This window comes from Streptosporangium sp. NPDC048047, from assembly GCF_040653115.1.
In the GTDB taxonomy this organism is placed as follows: domain Bacteria; phylum Actinomycetota; class Actinomycetes; order Streptosporangiales; family Streptosporangiaceae; genus Streptosporangium.
The window spans coordinates 48,122-72,514 of record NZ_JBEZNH010000045.1 but is presented as its reverse complement, the minus strand read 5'-3'; the positions used below and the strand labels follow the sequence as shown (position 1 = coordinate 72,514).

Genomic DNA, 24,393 nt, shown 5'->3' with positions numbered 1-24,393 from the left:
CTGTGGCGTCAGTGGCGCTTTTTGTTTGGGTTCCTGTTTGACATACCTCTGTCATCCTCATCGGCGCCCCCCGGCCCCCGCGGGCCCGCGATCAGGGCGTCTCAGATCATCAGGTACGCGACCACGGCGATGACGGCCAGCACCACGACCGCTATCGCGATCGGCACGACCGGCGACTTCTTCTGAGGGGCCGCCTCCGGCTCCGCCCCCTGGGCGAACGCGCGGAACTGCTGGGTGCTGCCGGCCGGGTCAATCTGCGGATCAGACATGGAACGACTTTAGCGATATAGCGGGTTCTTCCACCACCACTCATGTCATTTTCGCGAAGAGCCCGGCCGCTCTCCCCGCACTCCCTCCCTGCTGGAGACGGGACCGCCGATCCGGGCGGATAGCGTGGTGTCATGCTCCGCATCCTGTTCTCGCCCCGCGCGCTGGTGCTCCACCTGCTCGCGGTCGGGGCCCTCGTCGTGTGCGCGCTGCTCGGCCGGTGGCAGCTCGGCGTCTTCGAGGACTCGGGGAAGCCCCGCGCGGCGCGCGACCCCGCCCCGGTGGCCGTGCAGACCCTCGCCAGGCAGGGAAGCCACCTGACGAGCGACGCGGTCAGCCGCCGGGTGACGGCGCAGGGAACGTTCGAGCGGTCCAGGCAGCTCCTGGTGGCCGAACGCGACGGCGGCCTGTGGCTGCTCGTCCCGCTCGATCTCGGGGACGGCACCGCGATCCCCGTCGTACGCGGATGGGTGCCCCGGGCCGACGACCCGGCCGTCGCCGCGGTGCCGGAGGGGACGGTGACCGTGACCGGGCGGTTGCAGCCCTCGGAGCCGACCGACAGCGTGCCGCGCAGGGCGCGGGCGCTTCCGGCGGGGCAGGTGCTGACCGTTTCGTCGCCAGAGCTGATCAACCTGTGGCCGGGCGCCGGGCTGCGCGACGGGTTCGTGTCCGCCGAGACCCAGTCGCCCGCCCCGGCGGTCGCGGTCAAGCCGGTGAGCGTGCCCCCGCCGACCGAGCCCGGCGGGCTCACCTGGCGCAACCTCGCCTACGCCGCCCAGTGGTGGATCTTCGGGTTGTTCGCCGTCTTCATGTGGTGGCATTTCCTGCGCGACATGGTCCGCGGCCGTTCCGGCGGCCGGGACTCCGGCGCCGAACCGGCCGCCGCCTGATCCGCATATCGTTGCAGTGCCGACAACTCACAGACCGAGGTAGATGACCGTGGAATCCGCCCTCAAGCCCTTTCGTGTCCTGGCCTACATCGTCGGGACCATGCTGCTCGTCCTGTGCACGTGCATCGTGCTGCGGTACGGGTTCGACATCGAGGGGCCGTCGAAGGTCGTCTCGCCGATCCACGGCTTCCTCTACATGCTCTACCTCGTCGCCACGATGAACCTCGGGATGAAGGCCCGCTGGTCGTGGCCGTACGTCCTGGGCGTGATGCTCGCGGGCACGGTCCCGTTCCTGTCGTTCGTGTTCGAGCGGCGGGTCACCCACCGCGTGGAGGCCGAACTCGCCGCCGCGGCCCCCACTGCCGCCTGAGCCTTCGCCGCGGGCGCTCCACGGCGTCCGGGCCGGGGCGTCCGCCGTACGGAAGCGCGCGGGCCCGCGCCCCGGCGGGGGCACGGGCCTGCGGGTCGTCGTCTTCGGCGGTCTCAGGTCTTCCCGGGGGCTCGGAGGTCCGGAGGCGTCAGCGGCCGATGCCGCGCCTGCGGGCGCGCTTGAGCCGCGCGCGCTGGGACGGGTCGAGCATGAGGTAACCGACCACCGGGGCGGCGATGACGCCCAGGACGATCAACCAGGTGACGATGCCCGGCAGGGGCAGGATCCAGGCGAGCACGATCACCGCGGCGGCCCCGACGGCGTACTTCTGGACGGGCGACATCCTCAACATCCTCCGAACGCGGAGCCGGCGCCCCGCCTTTAGTTCATTCTGCGTCGCCCGTCCAACGAGTGGGCCCGCCCCCCGGGTTCCGGCGAGATATATCTCGTGCGTCCGTGATCGCCGCGCCGTACCGCCCCGGAGTCTCCGCCGATCCCGAATCCCGCCGGCCCGGTCTCCGCGGCGCGGATCCCCGGGTACGGCTCAGCCCGCCCGGGACAGGGCCGAGAGAACCCATCGGGTCGCCCGCATCGCTCCCGAGCGGGTGTGGTCGCCGGGATCCTCGCCGCCTCCGCCGCGCTGGTACTGGACCGCGACCACGAGGTTGGCCGCGCGGAAGACCACGCCGCTGTTGTAGGTGATCTCGTTGGTGGTGGAGAAGGTGTACGCCTCCGCCGCGATGCCGGGCTGCGCCGTGACGGGCCTGGCCAGCCGCAGCGGGGAGCCCGCCGGGGTCCTGTCCTTCTTCGCCTCGGCGGCCATGAAGCGCGCGTAGCCCGCGTGGGCCTTCTCGCCCGTCGGGTAGCGCAGGACCTCGACGGCGAGCCTGTACTGGAGGTTCCGTGGCAGCTCGCGGTCCTCGGTGCCCCAGTCGCATCCGGTCTTTCCCCTCGGCTGCGGCTCGGCGGCCAGCGACAGCTCGGCCGCCTGCGCCGCGGAGATCAGCGAGCAGGGGTCGGGGGCGGCGGCGAAGGAGGCGGGCAGCGTGACCGGCGGCGGGGCGGCGGGGTCGGCGGTGCGGGGCCAGAGCCAGAACGCGGCGCCGGCCAGGAGCGCGACGGCCGCCACCGCCGCCGTGACGAGGTGCCTGCGCCGGGACGAGGGAGGGGCGGGGGCGACCCGCTCCAGGGTGAGGCGGACCGAGGTGGCGTCGGGGCGGTGCGCCGGATCGGCCGCCAGCAGCCCCTCCACCAGCGGCGCGAGCGGCCCGGACGTCACCGTCCCGGTGGTGGGGTCGGGATCGGCCAGGGGCATGCCGTTCACCATCGGCGGGAGGGATCCCGTGGCCGGGGCCCGGCCCTCCAGGGCGGTGAACAGGGTGGCGCCCAGGTCCCGCAGGTCGTCGGCGGGCGCGGGACCGGCGACGCCGGTCAGCACGACCCGGCCGTCCGCGCCGAGCAGCACGGTGTCCGGGGTGGCGGCGAGACGGACGCCCCGGCCGTGGGCGGCGGTCAGCGCGTCCAGCACCCGCAGGCCCACCTCGGCCGCCCGCTCGGGGGCGAGCGGCCCTTCGGCGCGCACGGTCTGCAGCAGCGAACGGCCGTCGACCGACTCCAGCACCAGCCACACCCGGTCCGGGGCGGAGATCACGTCGTGCAGGGCGACGACGCCGGGGTGGCGCAGGCCGGCGGCGGCCCGTACCTGGCCGAGGAGCCGGTCCCGGTGCGGGCCCGGCGGCGGGAGCCGGACCTCCGAGACGGTGACGTCGCGGTGGAGCACCTCGTCGCGGGCGCGCCAGGCGGTCCCGGTGCGGTCGCGGCGCTCCAGCAGGCGGTAGCGTCCGGCCAGCAGGTTGCTGGGCGCGCTCACGACGCCCGCTCCGATCCCGCCCGGTTCCCGGACATCCCGGCGCGGCCCGCCGTACGGCCCGGCCGGCGCGCGGGCCGCGTGCGGCGCGGTCCCTCCGGGGCGCGGGTCTGCTCAGTCACGGCTGTTCAGCTCCTCGGCGATCTGGCGCGCGGCGGTGAGCGCGTTCCCGCGCAGCGCGGCGCCGGCCTGCTTGCCCTTCCGCGACACGTTCACCTCGACCAGCACGTTGCTGACCCGGAAGTGGACCTCGGAGTAGACGCGATCGCCGGAGGTCAGGTCGAAGGCGAACGCCTCCGCGCCGATCCGGCCCGCGTCGCGCAGCGGGCCGACCGCGCCGAAGAGGCCCGTACCGGCGTCGGCGGCGGTCCTGGTGCGGTCGGCGGCGAAGAACGCCTTCGCCGTCTCCGGCGCGGTCTTCCCCGGCACGGACCCGTGGTGGGTGACGGTGACGCGGATCTGCGGGGTGCCCGATCCGCTGTCCCAGGAGCACGAGGGGCCGTGGCCGCTCATGGCGTCCAACGGGGACGGCTCACCGGTCGGGCCCACCGCCCGGACCTGCCCGGCGGTCAGCAGGGAGCAGGGGTCGGGGGCGGCGGTGAACCGTCCGGCGCGCGGGTCGGGCCCGGCGGGGACGGGCTTCGCGGAGCCGTCCGAGGAGGTCAGCACCACCGTCCCGGCCACCACGGCGGCCACCGCCGCCAGCCCCGCCCCCACGATGAGGCCGGTGCGACCCCGCTTCGCCGTACCCGCCGGCGCGGTCTGGTCCTCGGGGAGGAGCGGCCCGGCGGGCAGTCCCCGGGCCACCCGCTGCAGGGCCGCGCGCAGGACGGCCTCCCCGGGCCGCCGCCGGGGGTCCTTGTCCAGTACGGCGAGCAGCACCGGCGTCAGCTCGCCCGCCCGCGCGGGGACCGGGGTCTCCTCGGTGAGCACCGCGCCGAGGGTGGCGGCGGAGGCCCCCCGGTGGAACGGCCCGCGCCCCTCGACGGCGGTGTAGAGGGTCGCGCCCAGCGACCACAGGTCGGCCGCGGGGCCGTCGCCGGTGCCTCGCAGCCGTTCCGGGGCGATGTACCCGGGGGAGCCGACCAGCGCGTCGGGGGAGGTGAGCTGGACGTCGCCCTCCAGCGTGGCGATGCCGAAGTCGGTGAGCAGCACCCCGCCGTCGTCGGCCAGCATGATGTTGGCCGGCTTCACGTCGCGGTGCATGATGCCCCGGCTGTGCGCGAGGGCCAGCCCGTCCAGCACGGCCGCCCCGATGGCCGCGGCCCGCCGCGGGTCGATCGGCCCGGAGGAGCGGATCACCTGCTGCAGGGAGCGGCCCCGGACGAGGTCCATCACGATCCACGGCCGGCCGTCCTGGGAGATGACGTCGTGCACGGTCACGATGGACGGGTGGCCCAGCCGGGCGGCGGCCCTGGCCTCGCGCAGGGTGCGCTCGCGCATCTCGGCGCGCTGCGCCTCCGGCAGGCCGGGGCCGAGCTTGACCTCCTTGATCGCCACCTCGCGGTGCAGCATCTCGTCCCGGGCGCGCCAGACCACGCCCATCCCGCCCGCGCCGAGCCGGTCGATCGCCCGGTAGCGGCCCGCGAGGACGGGAAGGGCCGGGTCAGCCATTGGCCTTGAGGGACTCGACGATCCAGCGGGCGGCCTTCTGCGCCCCCGCCGCGAGCCTGCCCTCGGCGTCCTCGTCGACGCCACCCTGCTCGTACTCGACCTCCCCGATCAGGTTGCTGACCCGGAAGACCACGCTCACCTTGTACGACCCCCCGTACAGGTTGATCTTGCTGTACTTGCCGGTGGTGAACGCCTCCTCGCCGATGCCCTTCAGGTCACCCGGCGGGGCGGGCTTCGGGGTGGCGAACTGGGCGTCGGTGACGAAGTCCTTCTTCTTGCCCGCGATGTACTCCTTCGCCCGCTGGACGCCGGAGTCGCTCTGCTTCATGGCCACCAGCCGCACGTGCAGGTCGTACTTCTGCGTGCTCGGCTTGCGCCAGTCCTGCTGGTTGAGCCAGTCGCAGACGCCGGGTTCGACCTCGGAGCTGCGGAAGCCCGGCACCAGCTCCCCGGCCTGCTTCTCGTCGAGCATGCTGCAGGTGCGGGGCGCGGCGGCGAACCGGCCCCCGGGTCCGGCGGAGGCGGACGCGACCGGCTCGGCCGCGGCGGGGTCGCCGGGCGCCGAGGCGAGCAGGTAGCCGATGACGGCCGCCATGCCGACGACCAGGGCGCCGGTCAGCGCCACGATCGGCATGGGAACCAGCAACCCGGACCTGCCCCGGGCGTGCTCGGTCGGGCCGGTCGGGCCCTCCTGGCGCCGCGAGCGGGAGACGGGGCCGGAGCCGGGCGCCGCCTCGTGCCGGGCGGGCGCGCCGGGACCGGCCTGGAGTGAGGACGCCGCCGGTCCCGGACCGACGACGACGGCCGGGCGCGGCGCGGTCGCCTCGGGGTTGGCCGCGGGGTCGTCGTCCGGCGGCCCCGGCTCCGGGACGGCGTGCCCCGGGCCCGGGCCCGCGTGACCCGGGCCCGCGTGCTCCCGGTCCGGCGCCGCCGTCCCGGAGCCGGCGGGAAGCGCGAGCGGCGGGCCCGCCGGGGACGTCCGGGCGTCCCGCCGTGCCGTGCCGGGGGCCGTCGGGGGAGCCTGGTCCGGGGCGGGCGGCTGGAACGGCACCGCCGGAGCCGTGCCGGTCAGGGAGATCTCCAGCAGGACGTTGCGCAGCGTCCCCGGGTCGGGCCGCCGCCCGGGGTCCCCGGACAGCAGGTGGGTCAGGATCGGCCCGAGCGGGCCGGCGTTGTCCAGCGACCCGCCGGGGGCCGGCGGACGGCCCTCGACGGCGGTGTAGACGGTCGCGCCGAGCGACCACAGGTCGGCGGCCGGGCCCGTCACCCCCTCGGGGGCGGTGAAGGTCGGCGACCTGAAGGTCGGCCCGAGGAGCGTGACCCGGTCGTTCGGGCCGAGCAGCACCGATCCCGGCCGCACGTCGCCGTGGAGCGTCCCCCGGGCGTGCATGGCGACGATCTGGTCCAGTACGGCCAGGCCGACCGCCGCGGCCTGGCGCGGCGCCATCGGACCGCCCCGCCCGACCGCGTGCTCCAGTGAGATCTGCTCGCCCGGGGACTGCTCCAGCACGGCGGGCAGCGCCGCCCCGGCGGGCTCCGTCTCGGAGGTGGCGTGCCTGCGGCCGCGCCTGCCCTGGGGCCGGGTGACGTCTGGGTCGTTCATCCGTTCGCCTTCTGCTTGTTCAGCGCGTTCGCGATCCAGGTGGCGGCGGTGTGGGCGCCGGCCTGGATCGCCGGGGCGTCCTTGCTGCCGTCCACCACCGTGTAACCGACGTCCAGCACCAGGTTGTCGACGCGGAAGATCACGTGGCTCTGCTCCAGGCGGCCGGTCTTCCGGTTCTCGTAGTAGTCGTAGCCGAACGCCTCCTCCCCGACCGGCTTCACCGGCAGCGCGCCGGTGGTGCGGGTGGACCGGCCGGCGGCCTTGATCTCCGACCAGCTCCAGAGGATCGAACCGGTCGGCACGGTGCCGTTGCGCTGGTTCACCAGTATCTCGTGGGCCCGCCGGGGGCTCTTGCCCCACGGCTTGTCCATCCCGTCGCTCAGGGGATCGATCCGCAGGCCGGCCCCGGGGACCGCCCACGCGCAGCCGCCGGTGTTGAGCGGCTCTCCCTTGGCGTCCGACGCCGGCAGGAGTTTCTTGACGTCGGCCGCGGTGACCAGCTTGCACATGTCCACGGGTACGGCGAAGGCGCCCGGCTTCTCGCTCAGCCGGGCCGGTTTCGCCGGGGCGGCTGAGGCGCCGGTGACGTGGACCACGCCCATGGTCGCCCCGATGACCGCCGCGACCGCCGCGATCTCGGCGGACGCCCACAGCGCGACGCGGGCGCCGGGACGGTCCGCCCGGCGCGCGGCGGGGACGGAGGACGGCGCGGGTCCCGCTCCCCTCCCGTGCCGCGGACCGGCCTCCCGTTCCGGAGCCGGGAAGGGGGCGGGGAACGGCGCGGGGGGCGCGGAGGGCACGGCGGCCGGGCGGCCCGCGGCGAGCTCGCGCAGGGCCTGGACGACCTCCTCGAAGAGCGGCCGGTCCTCGGGCAGGGAGGCGAGCATGCCGAGCAGCAGCGAGCCCAGGGCACCGGCCCGCTCCGGCGGCCGGGGAGGCTCGGTCAGCACCCGGCTGATCGCCGAGACGGGGGTGTCCGCCGGGTGCGGCGGAACGCCCTCGACGGCGAAGTAGAGCGTGGCGCCCAGGGACCACAGGTCCGAGGCGGGCCCGCCCCGCTCGCCGCGCAACCGTTCGGGGGCGATGTAGTTGGGCGAGCCGACCAGCCGGCCGGTCTGCGCCGCGGTGGCCTCGTCCTCGACGACGGCGATGCCGAAGTCGGTCAGCACGGCCCGGCCGGTCCTGGTGAGGAAGACGTTGCCGGGCTTGACGTCCCGGTGGACCACCCCGGCGGCATGCGCGGCGACCAGCGCGCCGGCGACGCTCACGCCGATCCGGGCGGCCTGGCGCACCGGCAGCGGCCGGCCGTCGCGGACCGTCTGCTCCAGCGACGCGCCGGACAGCAGTTCCATGACGAGCCACGGCCGGTCCTGCTCGACGATCACGTCGTGGACGGTGACGATGGACGGATGCTTGATCCGGGCCGCCAGGTTGGCCTCGCGCAGCGCCGCGTCGCACAGCTCCTGCCGCCGGGCGGGGTCGAGGTCGGGCGGCAGCCGTACCTCCTTGACGGCCACGTCGCGGCCGAGCATCTCGTCGGCGGCAAGCCAGACGGTGCCCATCCCGCCCTCGGCGAGCGGGTTGAGCAGCCGGTAGCGGTCCGCTAACAGTCGAGTGTCGATCCCGTTCACCCCGTTCACTGTCCCATCGAGCACAGAAACATAGCCACTTAGCGCGATATGGACCAATGAACCAGCACCTTTCGCATCACCGAAATACCGGTGAACGGAACGGGCGGCTGGAGGTCCCGGTCGTCGATCTCGGCGGGTCATCGGGGCCGGCGGAGCGGATGACCCGGCCTTCCGGCCGTCGGCGGCGACGAAACGGCCTCCCGTTCACCGGCCGCGACCAGGCGGCCTCCGACCGCCGGCCGGATAACCGGTTGAGGGCCCGGCGGCCCTCCCGCTACTCTTGCGGCCTCACCGGCCGAGGTCCGGCCGGTGACGCGAGACAGGACAGGAGGTGAGGAGTGATGTCCGCCATCGTCACGCGCTCCCGCCTCGGGCTGCAGAACGCCTGAGACCCGGGGAAGCGCACCGCTTTTTCGGAGAAAACGTGTCTGACCTGACCTTCCGTCCGCTCACCGCGGACGACCTCCACCTCTTCCACGCCTACGGCCCGCCGCCCGCCTCCGGGGTCGGCGCCCGCTTCCTCCCCTTCGAGGAGCTGGGCTACGGCCGGCCCGACTGGCTCTGGGTCGCGCTGCGCGACGATCAGGTGGTGGCCCGTGCCGCCTTCTGGGGCCCGCCCGGCGCCGGGCACCCGTTCAGTCTCGACTGGTTCGACCCCGGCACCGGCCCGGACCGTGTCGAGACGGGCGCGGCCCTGCTGCGCGCCGCCTACGCCGCGCTCGTCACGCCGGACTACTCCTCGCCCGCCGGGGACCGCCCCGACTTCCACCTGTTCCTGCCCGCCGACTGGAACGACCGCCCCGACGCCGTGGCCGACGTCGCCGACCGGGTCGAGGCGGCCGAACGGGCCGGGCTGCGCCACTCCGTGGAGCGGCTCAACCTGCGCTGGATCCCCGAGTACGGCCTGCCGCCCCGCTCCACCCGGCTCACCTTCACCCCGGCCGACGACGACGAGGCCGTGATCGACGTGCTGACCCGGATCGCCGAGGGCAGCCTCGACGCCTCGGACCGCCGCGGTCTCGCCGAGCACGGGCCGAGGAGGACCGCGGAGGACACCCTGAAGGACATCGCGGACTTCCCCGGCGGCCGGCACCGCTGGCGGCTGGCGCACGACGCCGCGGGCGACGTGGTGGGCATCACGATGCCCACCCGCAACGCCACCACCGCCACGATCGGCTACATCGGCGTGGACCCCGCGTACCGGGGCCGCCGTTACATCGACGACCTGGTCGCCGAGACGCTGCACATCTTCGCCGCCGAGGGCGAGCCCCAGGTCAGGGACAGCACCGACGTGGGCAACGCGCCCATGGCGGCGTCGTTCGCCCGGATCGGCTACCGGGTCGTCGGCCGCCGGCTGATCATGATCTGACCGCCGTGACCGCGCACCCGCGCCCTCCCGGCGCGGGTGCGCGAAACATTCACAATTATCCGCCGACCGTCTGCACCGCCCCGGTCTACGCTCCGGCGTATGGCGACACCTCAGCAACGACGCGTCCTCCTGGTGGAGGACGACGAGACGATCGCGCGGGCCGTACGGCACCGGCTGGCCGCCGAGGGCTTCGACGTGTCGGCCGTCGGGGACGGTGAGGCGGCGCTGGCGGCGTACGCGAGGTCGCGGCCCGACGTGGTGGTGCTCGACCGGCTGCTGCCCGGTCTCGACGGGCTGGAGGTGTGCCGGCGGATGCAGGCCGCCCGGCCGGTGCCCGTGCTCATGCTCACCGCGCTCGCCGAGGAGACGGACCTGCTCGTGGGGCTCGGCGTCGGGGCCGACGACTACATGACCAAGCCGTTCAGCATGCGCGAGCTGGTCGCCCGGGTGCACGCGCTGCTGCGGCGGGTGGAGCGGGCCTCCCAGCTCGCCGGGCCGGACACGGTGATCCGGCTCGGCGACGTCGAGATCGACGTCGCCGAGCGGCGCGTCTACACCCGGGGCGCCGAGGTGCAGCTCACCCGGACCGAGTTCGACCTGCTGTGCCGCATGGCGGACCGGCCCGGCCAGGTGTTCGAGCGGGAACGGCTGCTCGCCGACATCTGGGGCTTCTCCGAGGCCGCCGCCACCCGCACGGTCGACAGCCACGTGCGGGCGCTGCGCCGCAAGCTGGGACCCGGCGTCGTGCGGACCGTCCACGGCGTCGGCTACGCCCTCGTCCGCCCGTGACCGCGGACGTCCCCGCCCGGCGACCGGCGGCTCGCCACCCGGTCCCCCCGCGCCCTTCCCCTCCCCTCTCCCTCCTCCCCTCCGACCTTCCCTCCGACGGCGGGACGTGCTCCGCTTGAGGCCCCTCGACTTCCTGGGCCGGATCAAGGTCAAGCTCGGGCTGGTGATCCTGCTGGCCGTGGTCGTGGCGTTCGTCGTCAACGAGGTCGGCATCAACTCCGGCTACTCGCGCGACGTCCGCGTCGCGGTGGCCGCCGTGCTCGCCCTGGTCATCATGCAGCTCCTCGCGCGGGGGATGACCAAGCCGCTGCGCGAGATGGCCGCCGCCGCGCAGACCATCGCCAAGGGACGGTACGGCCTTCGCGTCACCGCGACCTCCCGCGACGAGGTCGGCGAGCTGGCCCGCGCGTTCAACGCCATGGCGGCCGACCTGGCCGAGGTGGACCGCCAGCGGCGCGCGCTGGTGGCGGACGTCAGCCACGAGCTCCGCACGCCGATCACCGCGCTGCGGGCCGTGCTGGAGAACGTCGTGGACGGCGTCTCCGCGCCCGATCAGGCGACGCTGGAGACGGCGCTGGCCCAGACCGAACGGCTCGGCCGGCTGGTCACCCAGCTGCTGGACCTGTCCCGGCTGGAGTCGGGGGCCCGGCTGATCGAGCTGGAGAACGTCGGGCTGCGGCCCCTGTGCGAGCAGGCGCTGCGCGAGGCCGTACTGGCCAGGGACGGGGTCGCCGCGCGCTGCGAGGTGCCCGAGGGGCTGGGCGTGCGCGCCGACCCCGACCTGCTGGCCCAGGTGCTGGCCAACCTGCTGGACAACGCCGTACGGCACAGCCCCGACGGCGGCGCCGTGGTGCTGGCGGCGGCACCGGAGGGCGGCGGGGTGCGGCTGCGCGTCACCGACGAGGGGCCCGGCATCCCGGAGGCGGAGCGGGCCCGGGTCTTCGAGCGGTTCTCCCGCCTGGACGCCGGTCGCACGGCGGACGACGGCGGCGCCGGGCTGGGGCTGGCCATCACCAAGGAGATCGTCGAACTGCACGGCGGATCCATCCGGGTGGAGGACGGTCCGGGCTGCCGCGTCGCGGTCGACCTGCCGGGGCGCACCGCCGGGGACGCCGCCCCGCCCGCGATGCCGCCCGTCCCGGTCCGGCCACCGCCCGTCCCGGCCCCGTCCGGACCGGATGTCCCGGAGCCGTCCCGGTGGGAGGCCCCGGCCCCGTGCGAGCGGCGGATGACGTTCACCGTTCCGGCCCGGCCGTCCGGTGCGCCGGCGCCCGCCCCGTCCACGCGAGGGAACGCGGTGGAGCCATCCCCGGCCCCGCCCGGGACCACCGCGGAGTACGTGGTGCCGCCCGTGCTGCCCCGGCCCGAGCTGCCGCCCACTCCCCGGTGGGCGCTCCCGGCGTGCGCAGCCGTCGGGCTCCTCGCCGCCGTCGCGCTCCCGGGCAGTGCGATGAGCCTGGGGTTCGTCCTGGTCGCCGCGGCCATGGGGGCGGCGGCGCTGCCCGCCGTACGGCGTCGCGTCACCCCCTGGTCGGCGGTGCTCGGCCTGATCGCCTACGGGCTGGTCGCGGTGGCGGCGTTCCGGGACGCCGACTGGCTCGCCGGGCCGCTCCTGCCGGCCGGGTTCCTGCTGGCCGCGCTCGCCCTGTCGGGGGCCGGGCGCGGCTGGGCGGGTGTGCTGCGGGGCGGGGCGTCGGTGGTGCTGGGCCTGCTGCCGGTGCCGTGGTTCCTGGCCGCGCCGGTGAGGCCGGCGAGGGGGCTGCCGCTGCGGCGGCGGGTCGTGCCGGTGCTCGCCGGGACCGCGCTGAGCGCCGTGCTGGTGGCGGTGTTCGGCGCGCTGTTCGCCTCGGCCGACGCGGTCTTCGCCGAGGCCGTCGCCAGGGTCTTCAGCGTCCGGGACCTGCTGGGCGCGGGGGCGCTGCCGCTGCGGATCCTGCTGTTCGGCGTCTTCGCGGCGGTGACCGCCTCCGCCGTGCTGGCCGGCCTGCGGCCGGTGGCGGAGCCGGAGGTCCCGGGCGCGCGCCTCGCGGTGAGCCGGGGGGTGTGGGTGCTGCCGCTCGTCGCGCTCGACCTGCTGTTCGGCGTGTTCGTGGCGATGCAGCTCACGGTCCTGTTCGGTTCGTCCAGGTGGCTGGTGTCGGCGACCGGCCTGACCTACGCCCAGTACGCCCGTTCGGGGTTCTTCCAGCTCGCCGCGGTCAGCGTGTTCGTGCTGGCGATCGTGGCGGTCGCCTCGGGCGCGATCAGGCTGCGGGGCGGGGAGCGGTGGCTGATGGCCGGGCTGCTCGGCCCGCTCTGCGCGCTGACCATGGTCGTCCTGGTCTCGGCCCTGCACCGGCTGGACCTCTACGTCGGCGCCTACGGCTTCACCCGGTTGCGGGCCTCGGTGGAGGCGGCGATCTGGTGGCTGGGCGCCGTCTTCGCGCTGGTGCTCGTGGCCGGCGCCGTACGGCTCGTCCGGCGCCGCGCCGTCCGGTGGCTGCCCAGGACCCTGGTCGCGATGACCGGGGCGGCGCTGCTGGTCTTCGCCGTGTGGAACCCGGACCTGCGGGTCGCCGAGACCCAGATCGCCGTCCGGGGCCCGGACCGGATCGACCACCGCTACCTGGGCGGCCTGGGGGCGGAGGCCGTACCCGCGCTGGACCGGCTGCCCGAGCCGGTCCGCAGCTGCGTGCTGCGGAACGTGACCGAACGCAACGACCTGGCCGCGCCGGACCCGTGGAACGGCTGGAACCTCGCCAGGGAGCGGGCCAGGGAGGTGCTGGCCCGCCACCCGGTCAGGGCGTCCAGCGATTGCCGGACACGGTGATCATCGCCTGGAGGGTCACGCTGGCGGAGAAGTAGTCCCGGCGGCCGAAGGCGGCGGAGGCCATCTCGTCCCACAGGGCGTCCAGCCACGCCTGGCCGCCGGGGTCGGCCATCGCCGCCACCGCGAACGGGGCGGAGAAGGCGAGTTCGGCGTCGCCGGAGAGGCGGCGTCCGGCGAGGGTGTAGCCGGCGCCGATCCGGCCGGGGTCCCCGCCGGTCTCCTTCCTGATCCAGGCGCTCACCCGGCGGACCGCGGCGAGCGACCGGGCGTCCCCGGAGGTCACCGCGTCGTCGCCGATCCGCCACGGCGTACGGCAGGCGTTCCACCAGTACGCGCCGTCGTGCGGGTCCTCCAGGACCTCCCGGGGCGCGGGCTTCGGATCGGTGCGGGTGCCGACCACGAAGTCGGCCAGCAGCCCGGTGCCCGGGGCGTACCGCGTCTGCTGGGCGGCGATCAGGTCCTGGTGGGCGGCGATCACCTCGTCCCAGGACGGGTCGCCGGTGGCGCGGCGGAAGGCCCGGAAGTGGCCGATCATCCAGTCGGAGGACCGGCTGACCCAGTAGTACTCGTCGCCCCGGTCGGTCCAGTCGCCCAGCTTGGTCAGCCGGGTGACCGGGTTGATCTCGCCCTTCCTGATCGCGCGGATCCGGTCGAGCGCCAGCCCGCGGTAGTCGAACGCGCCCGAGCTTCCCCACTGCCGGTCGGCCAGGAGCAGTCCGTAGGCGACGTCGAGGTCGCCGTCGGTGGCGGAGTCGCCGCCGTTCACGCTCCTGCACGAGGCGTCCTGCTCGGCCGCGAGCAGGCCGGGGGTGATCGACGAGGGGTGGGCCAGCACGTACCGGAGGAGCCCGTCGAAGATCTTCTTCGCGTCCGGGTCCGCCCCTGCCATGGTCGCGGTGACGACCATGCCGTACCCCTGCGCCTCGGCCACGTACGGGTGGTCGGCGTCGGGGGAGAGGACCTGGTACCGGCCGTGGCCGCAACCGCGCCGGACGAAGGCGGCCTTCCACCGCCGGTAGTGCTCGACGACCTTCGCGTCGAGGACGGCCTGGTCGCCGCTCGGGCGCAGCGTCCCGGCGGCGTAGCGGCCCGCGTGGCCGCCGAACGGCACGCGGGGCGCGTCCGGGGCCGCCGGGGCGGGCGTGCCGGTGGCCCCGCCGGTGCCGCTCGCCGCGGGGGTCCGGGCGGCGGCGGAGCCGTGGGCCGCGTCGTCGGCCGTACCCCCGTCCGCGGCGCAGCCGGCCACCGCGAGCGCCGCCGCGGCCAGCGCCGCCGTCACCGCCGGGACGGCGGCCGGGAGACCGCGGGGACGACGGAGGAGCTGCCTCATGCGCACGGGACGACGGCCTTCCTGCGGGGAGATGTCTGACCCGTTGAAGGATGCCACCGCCCTCGGCCCGGGGCGGCACCGGCCCACCGGGGAGCCTCGGGGAGCATCGGGGAGGGGCCGGCCCGGGGGTCTCGCGCGGCCGGGGGAGTGTGCCGGGGGCCGGCCCGGGGGTCCCGCGTGGACGGGGGAGTGCGCCGGGGCCGGCCCGGGGCCCCTCGTGGCCCCGGAGGCTCCTCTTTCCGCGAGGCGTCGCGGAGAGGAAAGTGCGCCGGGGTACGGCGGAGTGGTTCAATCCCGGTGTGATCTTCGATGTGCTGGTCCGGGGTGGCCGGGTGCTGGACGGCACGGGAGCCCCCGCGTTCCCGGCGGACGTCGGCGTCGTCGGCGACGAGATCGTCGCGGTGGGGAGACTGTCCGAGGCCGGAGCCGAGGCCGGCACGGTCGTCGACGCCTCCGGGCGGCACGTCATGCCCGGCCTCGTCGACTGCCACGTCCACGGTGACGCCCTGGCCGGTGATCCGGCGGTGCAGCTCGCCGCGCTCCGCCAGGGCGTGACCACGTTCGTCCTCGGTCAGGACGGCCTGTCCTTCGCCCCGGCCACGACCCCCGGGACCCTCGACTACGTCACCCGCTACTTCGCGGCCGTCAACGGCGCGCACCCCTGGGCCGACGGGCCGCTGAGCGTCCGCGAGCTGCTGGACGGCCACGACGGGACGACCGCGCTCAACACCGCCTACCTGCTGCCGCACGGCACGATCCGCTACGACGTGATGGGCCCCGCCGAGCGGGCCGCCACCCGCGAGGAGCTGGCCGCGATGCTCGCCCGGGTCGAACGCGGCCTGGAGGAGGGCGCGGCGGGCCTGTCCACCGGGCTGGAGTACGCCCCCGGCCGCTACGCCGACGCCGCCGAGATCGCCGCGCTGTGCGCGCCGCTGGGTGGCCTGCCGTACGTCACCCACATGCGCGCGTACGGCGAGCGGGCCCCGATCGGCATGGCCGAGGTGACCGCCATCGCCCGCGCGTCCGGCGCCTCCGTCCACGTCTCGCACTATCACGGCCCGGCGTCCGTCCTGCTGCCGCGCCTCGACGCGGCCCTCGCCGAGGGGCTGGACGTCACCTTCGACAGCTACCCCTACCTGCGCGGCAGCACGATCCTGGCGATGGTCGCGCTTCCCGCGCGGATCCCGGCCGCCGACACCGGACGGGCGCTGGAGATCCTCGCGTCCGGGCCCATCGAGTGGGACGACTCCATCTGGCCGAGGATCACCCTGTCCCACGTGCCCGGGGACGAGTGGGCCGAGGGGATGACGCTCCCGGAGGCCGCCGCCGAGGCCGGGACCGACCCGGGGGAGTTCTGCCGCCGGATCCTCCTCGGCACCCGGCTGGAAGCCGGCTGCGTGACGGCCCGCCCGGACGAGGGCCCCGAGGGGGAGGAGTCGGTCCGCGCGATCCTGCGCCACCCGGCCCACACGGGCGGCTCCGACGGCATCTACGTCGGCGGGCACCCCCATCCCCGGGGGTACGGGGCGTTCGCCCGCATGCTCGGCCGTCACGTCCGCGAGACCGGCGACTGGAGCCTGGAGGCGGCCGCCGTCCACCTGGCCTCCCACCCGGCCCGCCGCTTCGGCCTGCCCCGCCGGGGCCTGGTCCGTCCCGGGCAGATCGCCGACCTCGCCGTCGTGGACGCCGCCGCCGTCCGCGACCTGGCCACCTACGGATCCCCCCGCGTCCCGGCCGCCGGGGTGGACGACGTCCTCGTCTCCGGCGTGCCGGTCCTGGCCGCGGGACGGCTCACCGGCGCCACCCCCGGACGGGCGCTGCGACCCTGACGGGTCCGGTCCCGTTTCCCCGGTGATCGTGAAGGGTCCGGTCCCGTTTCCCGGTGGCTCTGACGGGTCCGGCCCGTTTCCCCTGTGAGCCGTGGGCCGCGAGGATAGGGTCGGCGGGCAGACCGAAGGGAGCGGTGCGATGACGGCGACGGTGAAGGGGATCGTGGACCCCGAGAAGGCGGTGGGGTCCTCGCTGTTCGGTGGGGCCTTCAGTTTCCCGGTCATGGTGGCGCGCCGCTCCGCGCTGGAGCACAACATCGCCACGCTCGCGGACTTCGCCGGGCGGCACGGCATGCTGCTCGCCCCGCACGCCAAGACGACCATGTCCCCTGAGCTGGTCCGCGCCCAACTGGACGCGGGCGCGTGGGGGATGACGGCCGCCACCCCGAGCCAGGTCCTCATCCTGCGCGAGTTCGGGGTCTCCCGGATCGTCCTGGCCAACCAGTTCTTCGACCCCGCCGGGCTCGACGCGGTCGCCGCGTGGCTGGAGGAGGACCCGGCGGCCGAGTTCCTGTGCTTCGTGGACTCGGTGGCGGGGGTGGAGACGCTGTCGGCGCACGCGGGCGCCAGGCCGTTCCGGGTGCTGGCCGAGCTGGGCGTCGCGGGCGCGCGGTGCGGCAGCCGCACGCTCGGCGAGCTGCTGGAGGTCGCCGGGGCGGCGCAGGCGGCCGAGGGCGTGGAGCTCGCCGGCGTCGCCGGGTACGAAGGGGTGCTCGGCACGGCCGAAGAGGTGCGGGCCTACCTGGGCCGGATGCTGGAGGCGCTGGAACACCTGCGGGTGCGCGACCCGATCCTGTCGGTCGGCGGCAGCCAGTGGTTCGACGTGGTCGGCAGGGAGCTCGCCGCCTGCCAGGCCAGGATCGTGCTGCGCAGCGGCGCCTACGTCACCCACGACGACGGCCACTACCGCGAGCGCACGCCGTACAACCGCATCGAGGGCGAGCTGCGGGCGGCGCTGGAGGTCTGGGCGCATGTGCTGAGCGTCCCCGAGCCGGGGACGGCCGTCGTCGGGCTCGGCAAGCGCGACGCCCCCTTCGACGAGGGGTTCCCGGTGCCGCGCGGCGTCCTGGACGGCTCGGAGGTGATCAGGATGCACGACCAGCACGCGGTCGTACGGCTCGCGCCCGGATCGCGGGCCACGCCGGGCGAGCTGGTGCCGTTCGGCATCTCCCATCCGTGCACCGCCTTCGACAAGTGGCGGGTCATCCCGGTGGTGGACGACGACTACCGAGTCGTCGATCTCGTCACGACCTTCTTCTGAGTTCCGTATATTTCCCTCTGTTTCACTTGCTCCCGTTCGTCCGTGACCCGCCGAGCCGGCGGTCGCGGACACACGACCCGATCGGAGGCGCGGCGGTGCGCCGCGCCTCCTCCCGGCCCTGAGGGCCGGGTTCCACGCTGGAGGTAGTTGATGAGCGTCAAGCAGGAGCTGCGCACCGCCGAGGGTGCGGCGCCGGTCGGGGCGTACTCCCAGGGCCTCGTCGTCGGGGACTTCGTCTACACCTCCGGCATGGGACCGCTGCACCCCGAGACCGGCGAGGTCGTCGGGACCGACGTGGCCGAGCAGACCCACCAGGTCATGCGCAACCTCGGCGCGATCCTGGCCGCCCACGGACTGGGCTTCGACGACGTGGTGAAGGCGACCGTCCACCTCCAGCACCTCAAGCGTGACTTCGCCGCCTACAACGAGGTCTACAAGTCCTACTTCACCCGGCCCTACCCGGTCCGCACCACCGTCGGGTCCGACCTGATGGACATCCTCGTCGAGATCGACTTCATCGCCTACAAGGGACGTTAGAGTCTGACCGGCTTCGACTCCGACTCCGGAACCGGGTGAAGGGCGGCGGTTTGGACAGCTCGCTACACGTCCACGTCGAGGACGTGCGCGGGGAGGGCCGCGCGGCGGTCCTCGACCGGATCGCCGGGTACGGCGTCGCGGGCGTGACCGTGGCGGCGGCCGGTGAGCGGTCCCGCGACATCACGCCCCACGGCCCGGCCCGGGTGACGCTGCGGGCGGACGGGGTCCACTTCACGCCGCCCGCCGACCTGTTCGACGGATTGCGACTGGCCCCGCCCGTCCAGGCCGGGGCCGCCGGGGGGCCGCTGGCCGCCCTGCGCGCGGACACCGCCCGGCGCGGCCTGAGGCTGCACGGCTGGGCGGTCTTCCTGCGCAACGCCACGCTGGGCCTGGCCGCCCCCGACGTGACCGTGCGGAGCTGCTTCGGCGACCGGGGCGCGCCCGCCGACCTGTGCCCCTCCCACCCGGACGTCCGCTCCTACGCGGTGGCGCTGGGCCGGGCGGTGGCCAGGCAGGGGGTGGACAGCGTGGTCGCCGAGGCGCTGCACTTCGGCGCCTTCGGCGGTCCCTGCGGCTTCGGCGGCGCGGGCCGTGGGCACGGCCCCGGGTGCGGCCACGTCCCCATGGGCCCGATGGACGCGTTCCTGTTCGGCCTGTGCTTCTGCGACTTCTGCATGCGGCGCGCGACCGACCTGGGCGTCAACGCCGAGGCGGCGCGCGAGGAGTGCGCGCGGATCGTGGGCGGCGTGCTCGGCGGAGACCCTCCGGCGCAGGGCGAGGTGACCCGGGCGGCGCTGACCGCCTACGCGGGCCCCGAGGCCGTCGCCTACGCCAGGGCCCGCTCCGAGGCGGTGACCTCGCTGGTCTCGGAGGTCTCCGCCGCCGTCGCCGGCGAGGGCTCCCGGCTCGTCTTCCTCGACGGGACCGGCGCGGTGAAGGGACACGACGACGGCCTGCCCTCCCCGGGGCTGGCCGCGCACGACGCCTGGCAGCTCGGCGTGGACCTGGTGGCGCTGGGCGACCTGGTGCCCTCGCTCGGCGCGTTCGGCTACGCCCGCGACGCCGTACGGGTGGCCGACGACGTGGGCGCCTACCGCCGCTCGGCGGGCGAGGAGCGGGAGCTGAGGGTCGTGCTGCGGCCCGGCCCGCCCGACACCGACTCGGCCGACAGGCTCGCCGCCAAGGTCCGCGCGGCCCGCGCGGCCGGGGCGGACGCGGTCGACTTCCACGCCTACGGGCTGGTGCCGTACCCGATCCTGGAGCGCGTCACGGCCGCGCTCACGGGCTGACCGCCGCCCGGCCCGCCCGGAGCGATCCTCCGACCGGCGGGACGGTGATCGGCGGGACGGTGATCGGTGGGAGACGGACCGGCGGGACGATGGCCGGCGGGGACGGCGGCCGGGCTGTCGGCGGGCCGTGACATACTCGCCGTCGTGGGCTGGCAAAAGGCGCTCAATGCGCTTATCGGGCGATCGGCGGAGCTCGACCGCCTGACCGCCGTCCTCGACTCCGCCGCCGCGGGGCTCGCGGGAGTGGCCCTCGTCGGCGGCGACGCCGGGATCGGCAAGACCCGGCTGGTCACCGAGCTGGCCGAACGGGCCGAGGCGGCCGGCTTCGCCGTACTGGTCGGGCAGTGCGCCGAACTGGGCGACGCGCTGCCGTACCTTCCGCTGGCCGACGCCCTGCGCGGCGCGCCCGCGGAGCTGCGCGCCGAGATCGAGGCCCGTCCGGTGCTCGGCAGGCTGCTGCCCGGCGGCGCCGACCTCGATGCCGGGACCGACTCGGCCCTCACCCAGCAGCGGCTCTTCGGCTCGATGCTGGGCTTCCTGGCGGCGAGGCCCGTGCTGCTGATCCTGGAGGACCTGCACTGGGCCGACCGGTCCACCCGCGACCTGCTCGTCTTCCTCAGCCGGATGCTGCAGACCGAGCGCGTCTGCCTCGTCGGCACCTACCGCACCGACGACCTACGCCGCCGCCATCCGCTGCGCCGCGTCCTCGCCGAGCTCAAGCGCCTCCCCACGGTGACCGCCGTAGAGCTGAACCCGCTCGGTCCCGACGAGATGGCCGGCCACCTCTCCGAGTTCGGCGGGGCGGACCCACGGGTGATCAGAGAGATCGTCGACCGGGCCGAGGGCAACCCGTTCTACGCCGAGGAGCTCCTGGAGGCGGCGACCGACGGCTGCTCGATGAGCGACGGCCTGGCCGACCTGCTGCTCTCCCGGATCGAACCGCTCTCCGACGCCGCACAGCGGGTGCTGCGGGGCGCCGCCGTGGCCGGACGGCGCGTCGACCACGCCCTGCTCCAGGAGGCATCCGGCCTGGACGACCTCACCTTCGAGGACGCCATGCGGGAGATCATCTCCCAGGGGCTGCTCCGCCCCGACGGAGGATACGGCTACGCCTTCCGTCACGCCCTGCTCCAGGAGGCCGTCTACACCGACCTGCTGCCCGGCGAGCGGACCCGGCTGCACTCGGAGTTCGCCCGGCTGCTCACCGCCCGCGAGGGCGCCGCGGCCGAGCTGGCCTACCACTACCTCGCCGGTCACGACCTCGCCGAGGCGCTGTCGGCCTCCGTCGAGGCGGGCCGGCGGGCCGAGCGCCTCGGCGCGCCCGCCGAGGCCCACCGCCACTTCGAGCAGGCGCTCGGGCTCTGGGACCGCGTCCCCGACGCCGAGATCCGCGCCGGAACCGACCGCGTACGGCTCGCCATGCGCACCGCCGTCGCCGCGGCCGGCACGGGCGACGACCACCGGGCCATCGCCCAGTTGCGGGAGCTGCCCCCGACGGCCGAGACCCACGAGCGGCTCGCCTACTACCTCTACGACTCCGACGACGTGCCGGCGGCCGTCGCCGCCGCCGAGGAGGCCGTCGCGGCGGCCGACCCGGACACGGCGGTACTGGCGCGGGCGCTGGCGACCCTCGCCCGCACCCTCATCGCCACCGACCGCCGCGGGGAGGTCCGGCCGCTCGCCGAACGCGCCCTGGAGATCGCGCGGGCCACCGGGGCGTGCGACGCGGAGAAGAGCGCGATGGTCACGCTCGCCTCCTGCGCCGAGTACGACGGCGACCCCGGCCGGGCCGGGGAGTTGTTCGGCACCGCCGCAGCCCAGGCGTCCGGCGACCTGGCCGTCGACCTGCGGGCGATCTTCCAGCACGCCAGGGTCGAGTTCGAGCACGGCTCGATGGCCGAGGCCGCCGTGATCGCCGAGCGCGGCATCCGGCTGGCCGAGGACAGCGGTCTGTCCTGGAGCACCTTCGGCACCGACCTGCGGTTCCTCCAGTTGCTGATCCACTACACGGCGGGGGACTGGGTCCGGGCCCGCAGGGAGGGTGCGGGCTTCGGTGTGCGCGTCGGCACGGGCCACGAGGCGGTCCTGTCGTCCTTCGCGCTGTTCGTCGAGGTCGCCATGGGGCTGCCCGAGGTGGACGAGCGGCTGACCTGGGTGCGTCCCTTCTGGTCCGACTCCCTGGTCGCCTACATGTCGCGGGCGCTGGCCGCCGAGCACGCCCTGTGGAACGGCGACCCCGAACTCGCCCTGGAGCACGTGACCGCCGTCCTCGACGCCCTCGGCCCGGACGACATGGGCAACATCCGCATCGGGGCGGTCGGGCTGTGGGCGCTGGCCGAGCTGGGCCGTTCCGACGGCGCCGACGAGCTGCTGGCCCGCGCCCGCAAGCCGGTCCGGCCCGGGACGGGCGCCGAGGGGCACGCCTGGCTGGCGAGGGCCGAGGCCGAGTGGCACCGCGCGCACGGCCGCGCCGACGTCGGGGCCTGGCGGGCCGCGGTCGAGGCGTTCGACTACGGGTTCGTCTACGAGACCGCACGCTCGCGCTGGCGGCTGGCCGAGGCGCTGCTCGTCTCGGGAGACCACGCCGCGGCCCTTGAGGAATGGCGGACGGCCGTCCGGACCGCCGCGTCACTCGGCGCCCGGCCGCTGGGCGACGCCCTGGCCGACCTGGGCCTCCGGGCGCGGTTCCCCGCGGCCGGGTCCGGGGCGCTGTCCGGGGGCGCTTCCGGGGGCGGGCCCGAGGACGCTTCCGGCGGTCTCTCCGGGGGTGCGGCGGGGTCCGGGGCAGGGGCCACCGGGGGGCGGGAGCCACGGGACGGCGCGCGGGGACGGGCGTCCGCCGGGCCGCGTCCGGGCGCGCTCACCGGGCGGGAGCGGGAGGTGCTCTCGCTGGTGGCCGAGGGCCTGGCCAACCGGGAGATCGGCGAGCGGCTGTTCATCGCGCAGAAGACGGTGAGCGTGCACGTCTCCAACATCCTGGGCAAGCTCGGGGTCTCCTCCCGCACCCAGGCCGCCGCCGTGGCCCGCAGGGAGGGCCTGCTGTAGGAGCCTCCGGCCCCGGCGGGCGCCGAGAGCCCTGCGAGGCTCTCCGGGGTGCCTTCTCATGGCGTCGGGAGGTTTTCCGGAACGTCCGGAACGTCCGGGCGACGGAGAACCGACCCGGAGGTCAGCGGCTCCGGGTGGAGACGGCCAGCTCGCGGACGACCTGGATCAGCTCGGCCGGGTCGAACGGCTTGGTGAGGTAGGCGTCGACCCCGATGCCGAACCCGCGCCGCCTGTCGTCCTCCTGCGCCCGCGCGGTGATCAGCACGACCCTGATGTGGCTCGTCCCCTCGTTCCTCCGCAGCTTCGTGGCGGTCATCCAGCCGTCGAGCCGCGGCATCATGACGTCCAGCGTGATCACATCCGGCATCACGTCCCGCACCTTGTCCAGGCAGTCCTGCCCGTCGAAGGCGGTCTCCACCTGGAACCCCTCAAGGGTCAGGTTGACCGCGATGAGCTGCCGGATGACCTCGTCGTCATCCACCACCAGTACCTTGCCCAGAACCTCGCCCACGGCCGTGAGGCTAACCCGTGGGAGCGGGGCCACGCGTGGTTTTCGCCGGACGCGTATCCGCCGCGTCCTGGAAAAGCCGTGGAGGACGCCGTGGAGGACGCCGTGGAGGACGCCGCGTTATCCACAGAATCCCGTTCGGCTCCTTGGCGATCACGTGTTCCGGCCGACCCTGGACCCCGGTCATCCGCCGAACCCGGGAGGACACATGATCACCGCATTCCTCACCACCGCCGCCCTCGCGGCTGCTCTCGCGGGAGCGCCGCAGGCGTCCCCGGCCCGTCGCTGCCCCGACGCCGTACGGCTCCTGTCGGGTATCCGCTCCCTCCTCGGAGCCGGGATGCCGGACGGCATCCGGAGATGGGTCGAGAGCGAGGTGCGGGACGCGCTCGCCTCCGCCTGCGAGGCCCGCCGGGAGTTCCCGGCCCCCGCGCCACCATGGGAACCGCCCCCGGCCTCCGCTCCCGCGCCACCATGGGCACCGTCCGTGACCCCTGCCCCCATGTCGCCGTGGACGCCGTCTCCGGCACCCACTCCGCCCCCGTCGTGGGTGCCGCCCTCGACCCGGGATGAGACCGAGATCGGAAGCCCTCCCGCCGATCAGCCTCCCGCCGATCAGCCGGCCGCTGGTCGGCCTTCCGCTGGTCGGCCTTCGGCTGGTCGGTCTCCTGCCGGTCGGCCGGCGGTCAGGGCGGGGAAACCCGGCGCTTCACCCATCCCCACTCCCTCTTCGAGGTCGCGCCGGGCCTCGCCCGGCCTGACGGCCGTGGCCGCCGCCCTCCGCCATGTCGGCAGGCCGTACGTCTGGGGAGGCGGGTCCGGGGCGGGCCCGACGGGCGGCGGCTTCGACTGCTCGGGGCTCGCCCTGCACGCGTGGTCCAGGGCGGGCGTCACCCTCACCCACTACACCGGCAGCCAGTTCAGGCAGGGCCACCGGGTGCCGCTCTCCCGGCTCCGCGCCGGAGACCTGGTCTTCTTCGGCGGCGGCACGGGAGACCCCACCCACGTGGGCGTCTACGTCAAGAACGGCGTCATGGTCCACGCCCCCAAGACCGGTGACGTCGTCAAGCTGACGAACTTCACCGCCTCCCCCTACTACCGCGCCCGCTACCGCGGAGCCGTCCGCCCGGGTCCCCGGTGAGCCGGGCGGACGGCCCCCGGTGACCGTTCGCCTTCCGTGATCTCCCCTCTGCGCTTCGAGTGTCAGTCCACCTCCAGAACCTGGTAATCTTTCACTCGCTGGCCCCCTTAGCTCAGGGGATAGAGCACCGGCCTCCGGAGCCGGGTGCGCAGGTTCGAATCCTGCAGGGGGCACCAGTGATCCACCAGGGGAAACCCGGCTACGACCCGCGGAAACGCGGGTCGTTTTGCTTTTTCTGGCGGGT

Annotated in this window: 19 protein-coding genes and 1 tRNA gene; 12 read left to right on the top strand and 8 right to left on the bottom strand. The window is 75.1% G+C overall.

All coding sequences use genetic code 11. The features are described from left to right. Positions 1–101: 101 nt before the first annotated feature. Positions 102–269 (bottom strand): hypothetical protein, encoded by a 168-nt coding sequence (locus AB0D67_RS29455; protein ID WP_362943047.1) that lies wholly within the window; start codon positions 267–269, stop codon positions 102–104. 132 nt (positions 270–401) lie between these two features. Here AB0D67_RS29455 and AB0D67_RS29450 point away from each other — a divergent pair, with 132 nt between their 5' ends. Both AB0D67_RS29450 and AB0D67_RS29445 read left to right on the top strand, forming a co-directional pair. Then, positions 402–1,157 carry an SURF1 family protein gene (locus AB0D67_RS29450; RefSeq protein WP_362943044.1) on the top strand — a complete coding sequence of 252 codons (756 nt, stop codon included), beginning with the start codon at positions 402–404 and terminating at the stop codon, positions 1,155–1,157. A gap of 43 nt (positions 1,158–1,200) precedes the next feature. Then, positions 1,201–1,527: a DUF3817 domain-containing protein gene (locus tag AB0D67_RS29445; protein WP_362943041.1), complete on the top strand. Its 327-nt coding sequence runs from the start codon at positions 1,201–1,203 to the stop codon at positions 1,525–1,527. A 148-nt stretch (positions 1,528–1,675) separates the two neighbouring features. On the opposite strand, the gene AB0D67_RS29440 is transcribed toward AB0D67_RS29445, so the two are convergent. From AB0D67_RS29440 to AB0D67_RS29420, 5 genes are all read right to left on the bottom strand, one after another. After that, entirely contained in the window at positions 1,676–1,870 is a 195-nt protein-coding gene (locus AB0D67_RS29440) for a hypothetical protein (protein ID WP_362943038.1), read from the bottom strand. Between the two features lie 201 nt (positions 1,871–2,071). Then, positions 2,072–3,397, bottom strand: coding sequence for a hypothetical protein (locus AB0D67_RS29435; RefSeq protein ID WP_362943035.1), 1,326 nt, complete (start codon positions 3,395–3,397; stop codon positions 2,072–2,074). Positions 3,398–3,508: 111 nt separating this feature from the next. Continuing rightward, positions 3,509–5,008 carry a protein kinase gene (locus AB0D67_RS29430; protein WP_362943032.1) on the bottom strand — a complete coding sequence of 500 codons (1,500 nt, stop codon included), beginning with the start codon at positions 5,006–5,008 and terminating at the stop codon, positions 3,509–3,511. Next, positions 5,001–6,611 carry a hypothetical protein gene (locus AB0D67_RS29425; RefSeq protein WP_362943029.1) on the bottom strand — a complete coding sequence of 537 codons (1,611 nt, stop codon included), beginning with the start codon at positions 6,609–6,611 and terminating at the stop codon, positions 5,001–5,003. Before AB0D67_RS29425 ends, AB0D67_RS29430 begins: the two co-directional genes overlap by 8 nt. Beyond that, complete coding sequence (locus tag AB0D67_RS29420) at positions 6,608–8,242, bottom strand: serine/threonine-protein kinase (protein WP_362943026.1); 1,635 nt, start codon at positions 8,240–8,242, stop codon at positions 6,608–6,610. The genes AB0D67_RS29425 and AB0D67_RS29420 overlap by 4 nt, the downstream gene beginning before the upstream one ends. A gap of 424 nt (positions 8,243–8,666) precedes the next feature. Here AB0D67_RS29420 and AB0D67_RS29415 point away from each other — a divergent pair, with 424 nt between their 5' ends. The 3 genes from AB0D67_RS29415 to AB0D67_RS29405 all read left to right on the top strand — a co-directional run bounded on the left by AB0D67_RS29415 (position 8,667) and on the right by AB0D67_RS29405 (position 13,209). Beyond that, on the top strand, positions 8,667–9,611 hold the full coding sequence (locus tag AB0D67_RS29415; protein ID WP_362943023.1) for a GNAT family N-acetyltransferase: 945 nt from the start codon (positions 8,667–8,669) through the stop codon (positions 9,609–9,611). Between the two features lie 99 nt (positions 9,612–9,710). Further along, complete coding sequence (locus AB0D67_RS29410) at positions 9,711–10,400, top strand: response regulator transcription factor (protein ID WP_362943020.1); 690 nt, start codon at positions 9,711–9,713, stop codon at positions 10,398–10,400. 106 nt (positions 10,401–10,506) lie between these two features. Next, a complete protein-coding gene (locus AB0D67_RS29405; protein WP_362943017.1) occupies positions 10,507–13,209 on the top strand; it encodes a DUF4153 domain-containing protein in 2,703 nt (900 codons plus the stop codon). Here AB0D67_RS29405 and AB0D67_RS29400 read toward each other — a convergent pair. Further along, a complete protein-coding gene (locus AB0D67_RS29400) occupies positions 13,178–14,539 on the bottom strand; it encodes a glycosyl hydrolase family 8 (protein WP_362943014.1) in 1,362 nt (453 codons plus the stop codon). The two genes, AB0D67_RS29405 and AB0D67_RS29400, sit on opposite strands and share 32 nt — an antisense overlap. 299 nt (positions 14,540–14,838) lie before the next feature. Between AB0D67_RS29400 and AB0D67_RS29395 the strand changes: the two genes are divergently transcribed. The 5 genes from AB0D67_RS29395 to AB0D67_RS29375 all read left to right on the top strand — a co-directional run bounded on the left by AB0D67_RS29395 (position 14,839) and on the right by AB0D67_RS29375 (position 22,500). After that, on the top strand, positions 14,839–16,368 hold the full coding sequence (locus AB0D67_RS29395; RefSeq protein ID WP_362943011.1) for an amidohydrolase family protein: 1,530 nt from the start codon (positions 14,839–14,841) through the stop codon (positions 16,366–16,368). 139 nt (positions 16,369–16,507) lie between these two features. Continuing rightward, positions 16,508–17,629, top strand: coding sequence for an alanine racemase (locus tag AB0D67_RS29390; protein WP_362943008.1), 1,122 nt, complete (start codon positions 16,508–16,510; stop codon positions 17,627–17,629). A gap of 150 nt (positions 17,630–17,779) precedes the next feature. Beyond that, entirely contained in the window at positions 17,780–18,166 is a 387-nt protein-coding gene (locus AB0D67_RS29385) for a Rid family detoxifying hydrolase (RefSeq protein ID WP_362943005.1), read from the top strand. A gap of 50 nt (positions 18,167–18,216) precedes the next feature. Further along, positions 18,217–19,455 carry a hypothetical protein gene (locus tag AB0D67_RS29380; protein ID WP_362943002.1) on the top strand — a complete coding sequence of 413 codons (1,239 nt, stop codon included), beginning with the start codon at positions 18,217–18,219 and terminating at the stop codon, positions 19,453–19,455. Between the two features lie 144 nt (positions 19,456–19,599). Continuing rightward, positions 19,600–22,500, top strand: a complete 2,901-nt coding sequence (locus tag AB0D67_RS29375; protein ID WP_362942999.1) for an AAA family ATPase — start codon at positions 19,600–19,602, stop codon at positions 22,498–22,500. Between the two features lie 121 nt (positions 22,501–22,621). Here the strand turns inward: AB0D67_RS29375 and AB0D67_RS29370 are convergent, their stop codons facing one another. After that, positions 22,622–23,011: a response regulator gene (locus AB0D67_RS29370; RefSeq protein ID WP_362942996.1), complete on the bottom strand. Its 390-nt coding sequence runs from the start codon at positions 23,009–23,011 to the stop codon at positions 22,622–22,624. Positions 23,012–23,774: 763 nt separating this feature from the next. Between AB0D67_RS29370 and AB0D67_RS29365 the strand changes: the two genes are divergently transcribed. Both AB0D67_RS29365 and AB0D67_RS29360 read left to right on the top strand, forming a co-directional pair. After that, positions 23,775–24,149, top strand: a complete 375-nt coding sequence (locus AB0D67_RS29365; protein ID WP_362942994.1) for a C40 family peptidase — start codon at positions 23,775–23,777, stop codon at positions 24,147–24,149. Positions 24,150–24,250: 101 nt separating this feature from the next. Beyond that, positions 24,251–24,325: transfer RNA gene (locus tag AB0D67_RS29360), tRNA-Arg, on the top strand. The last annotated feature ends 68 nt before the right edge of the window (positions 24,326–24,393 follow it).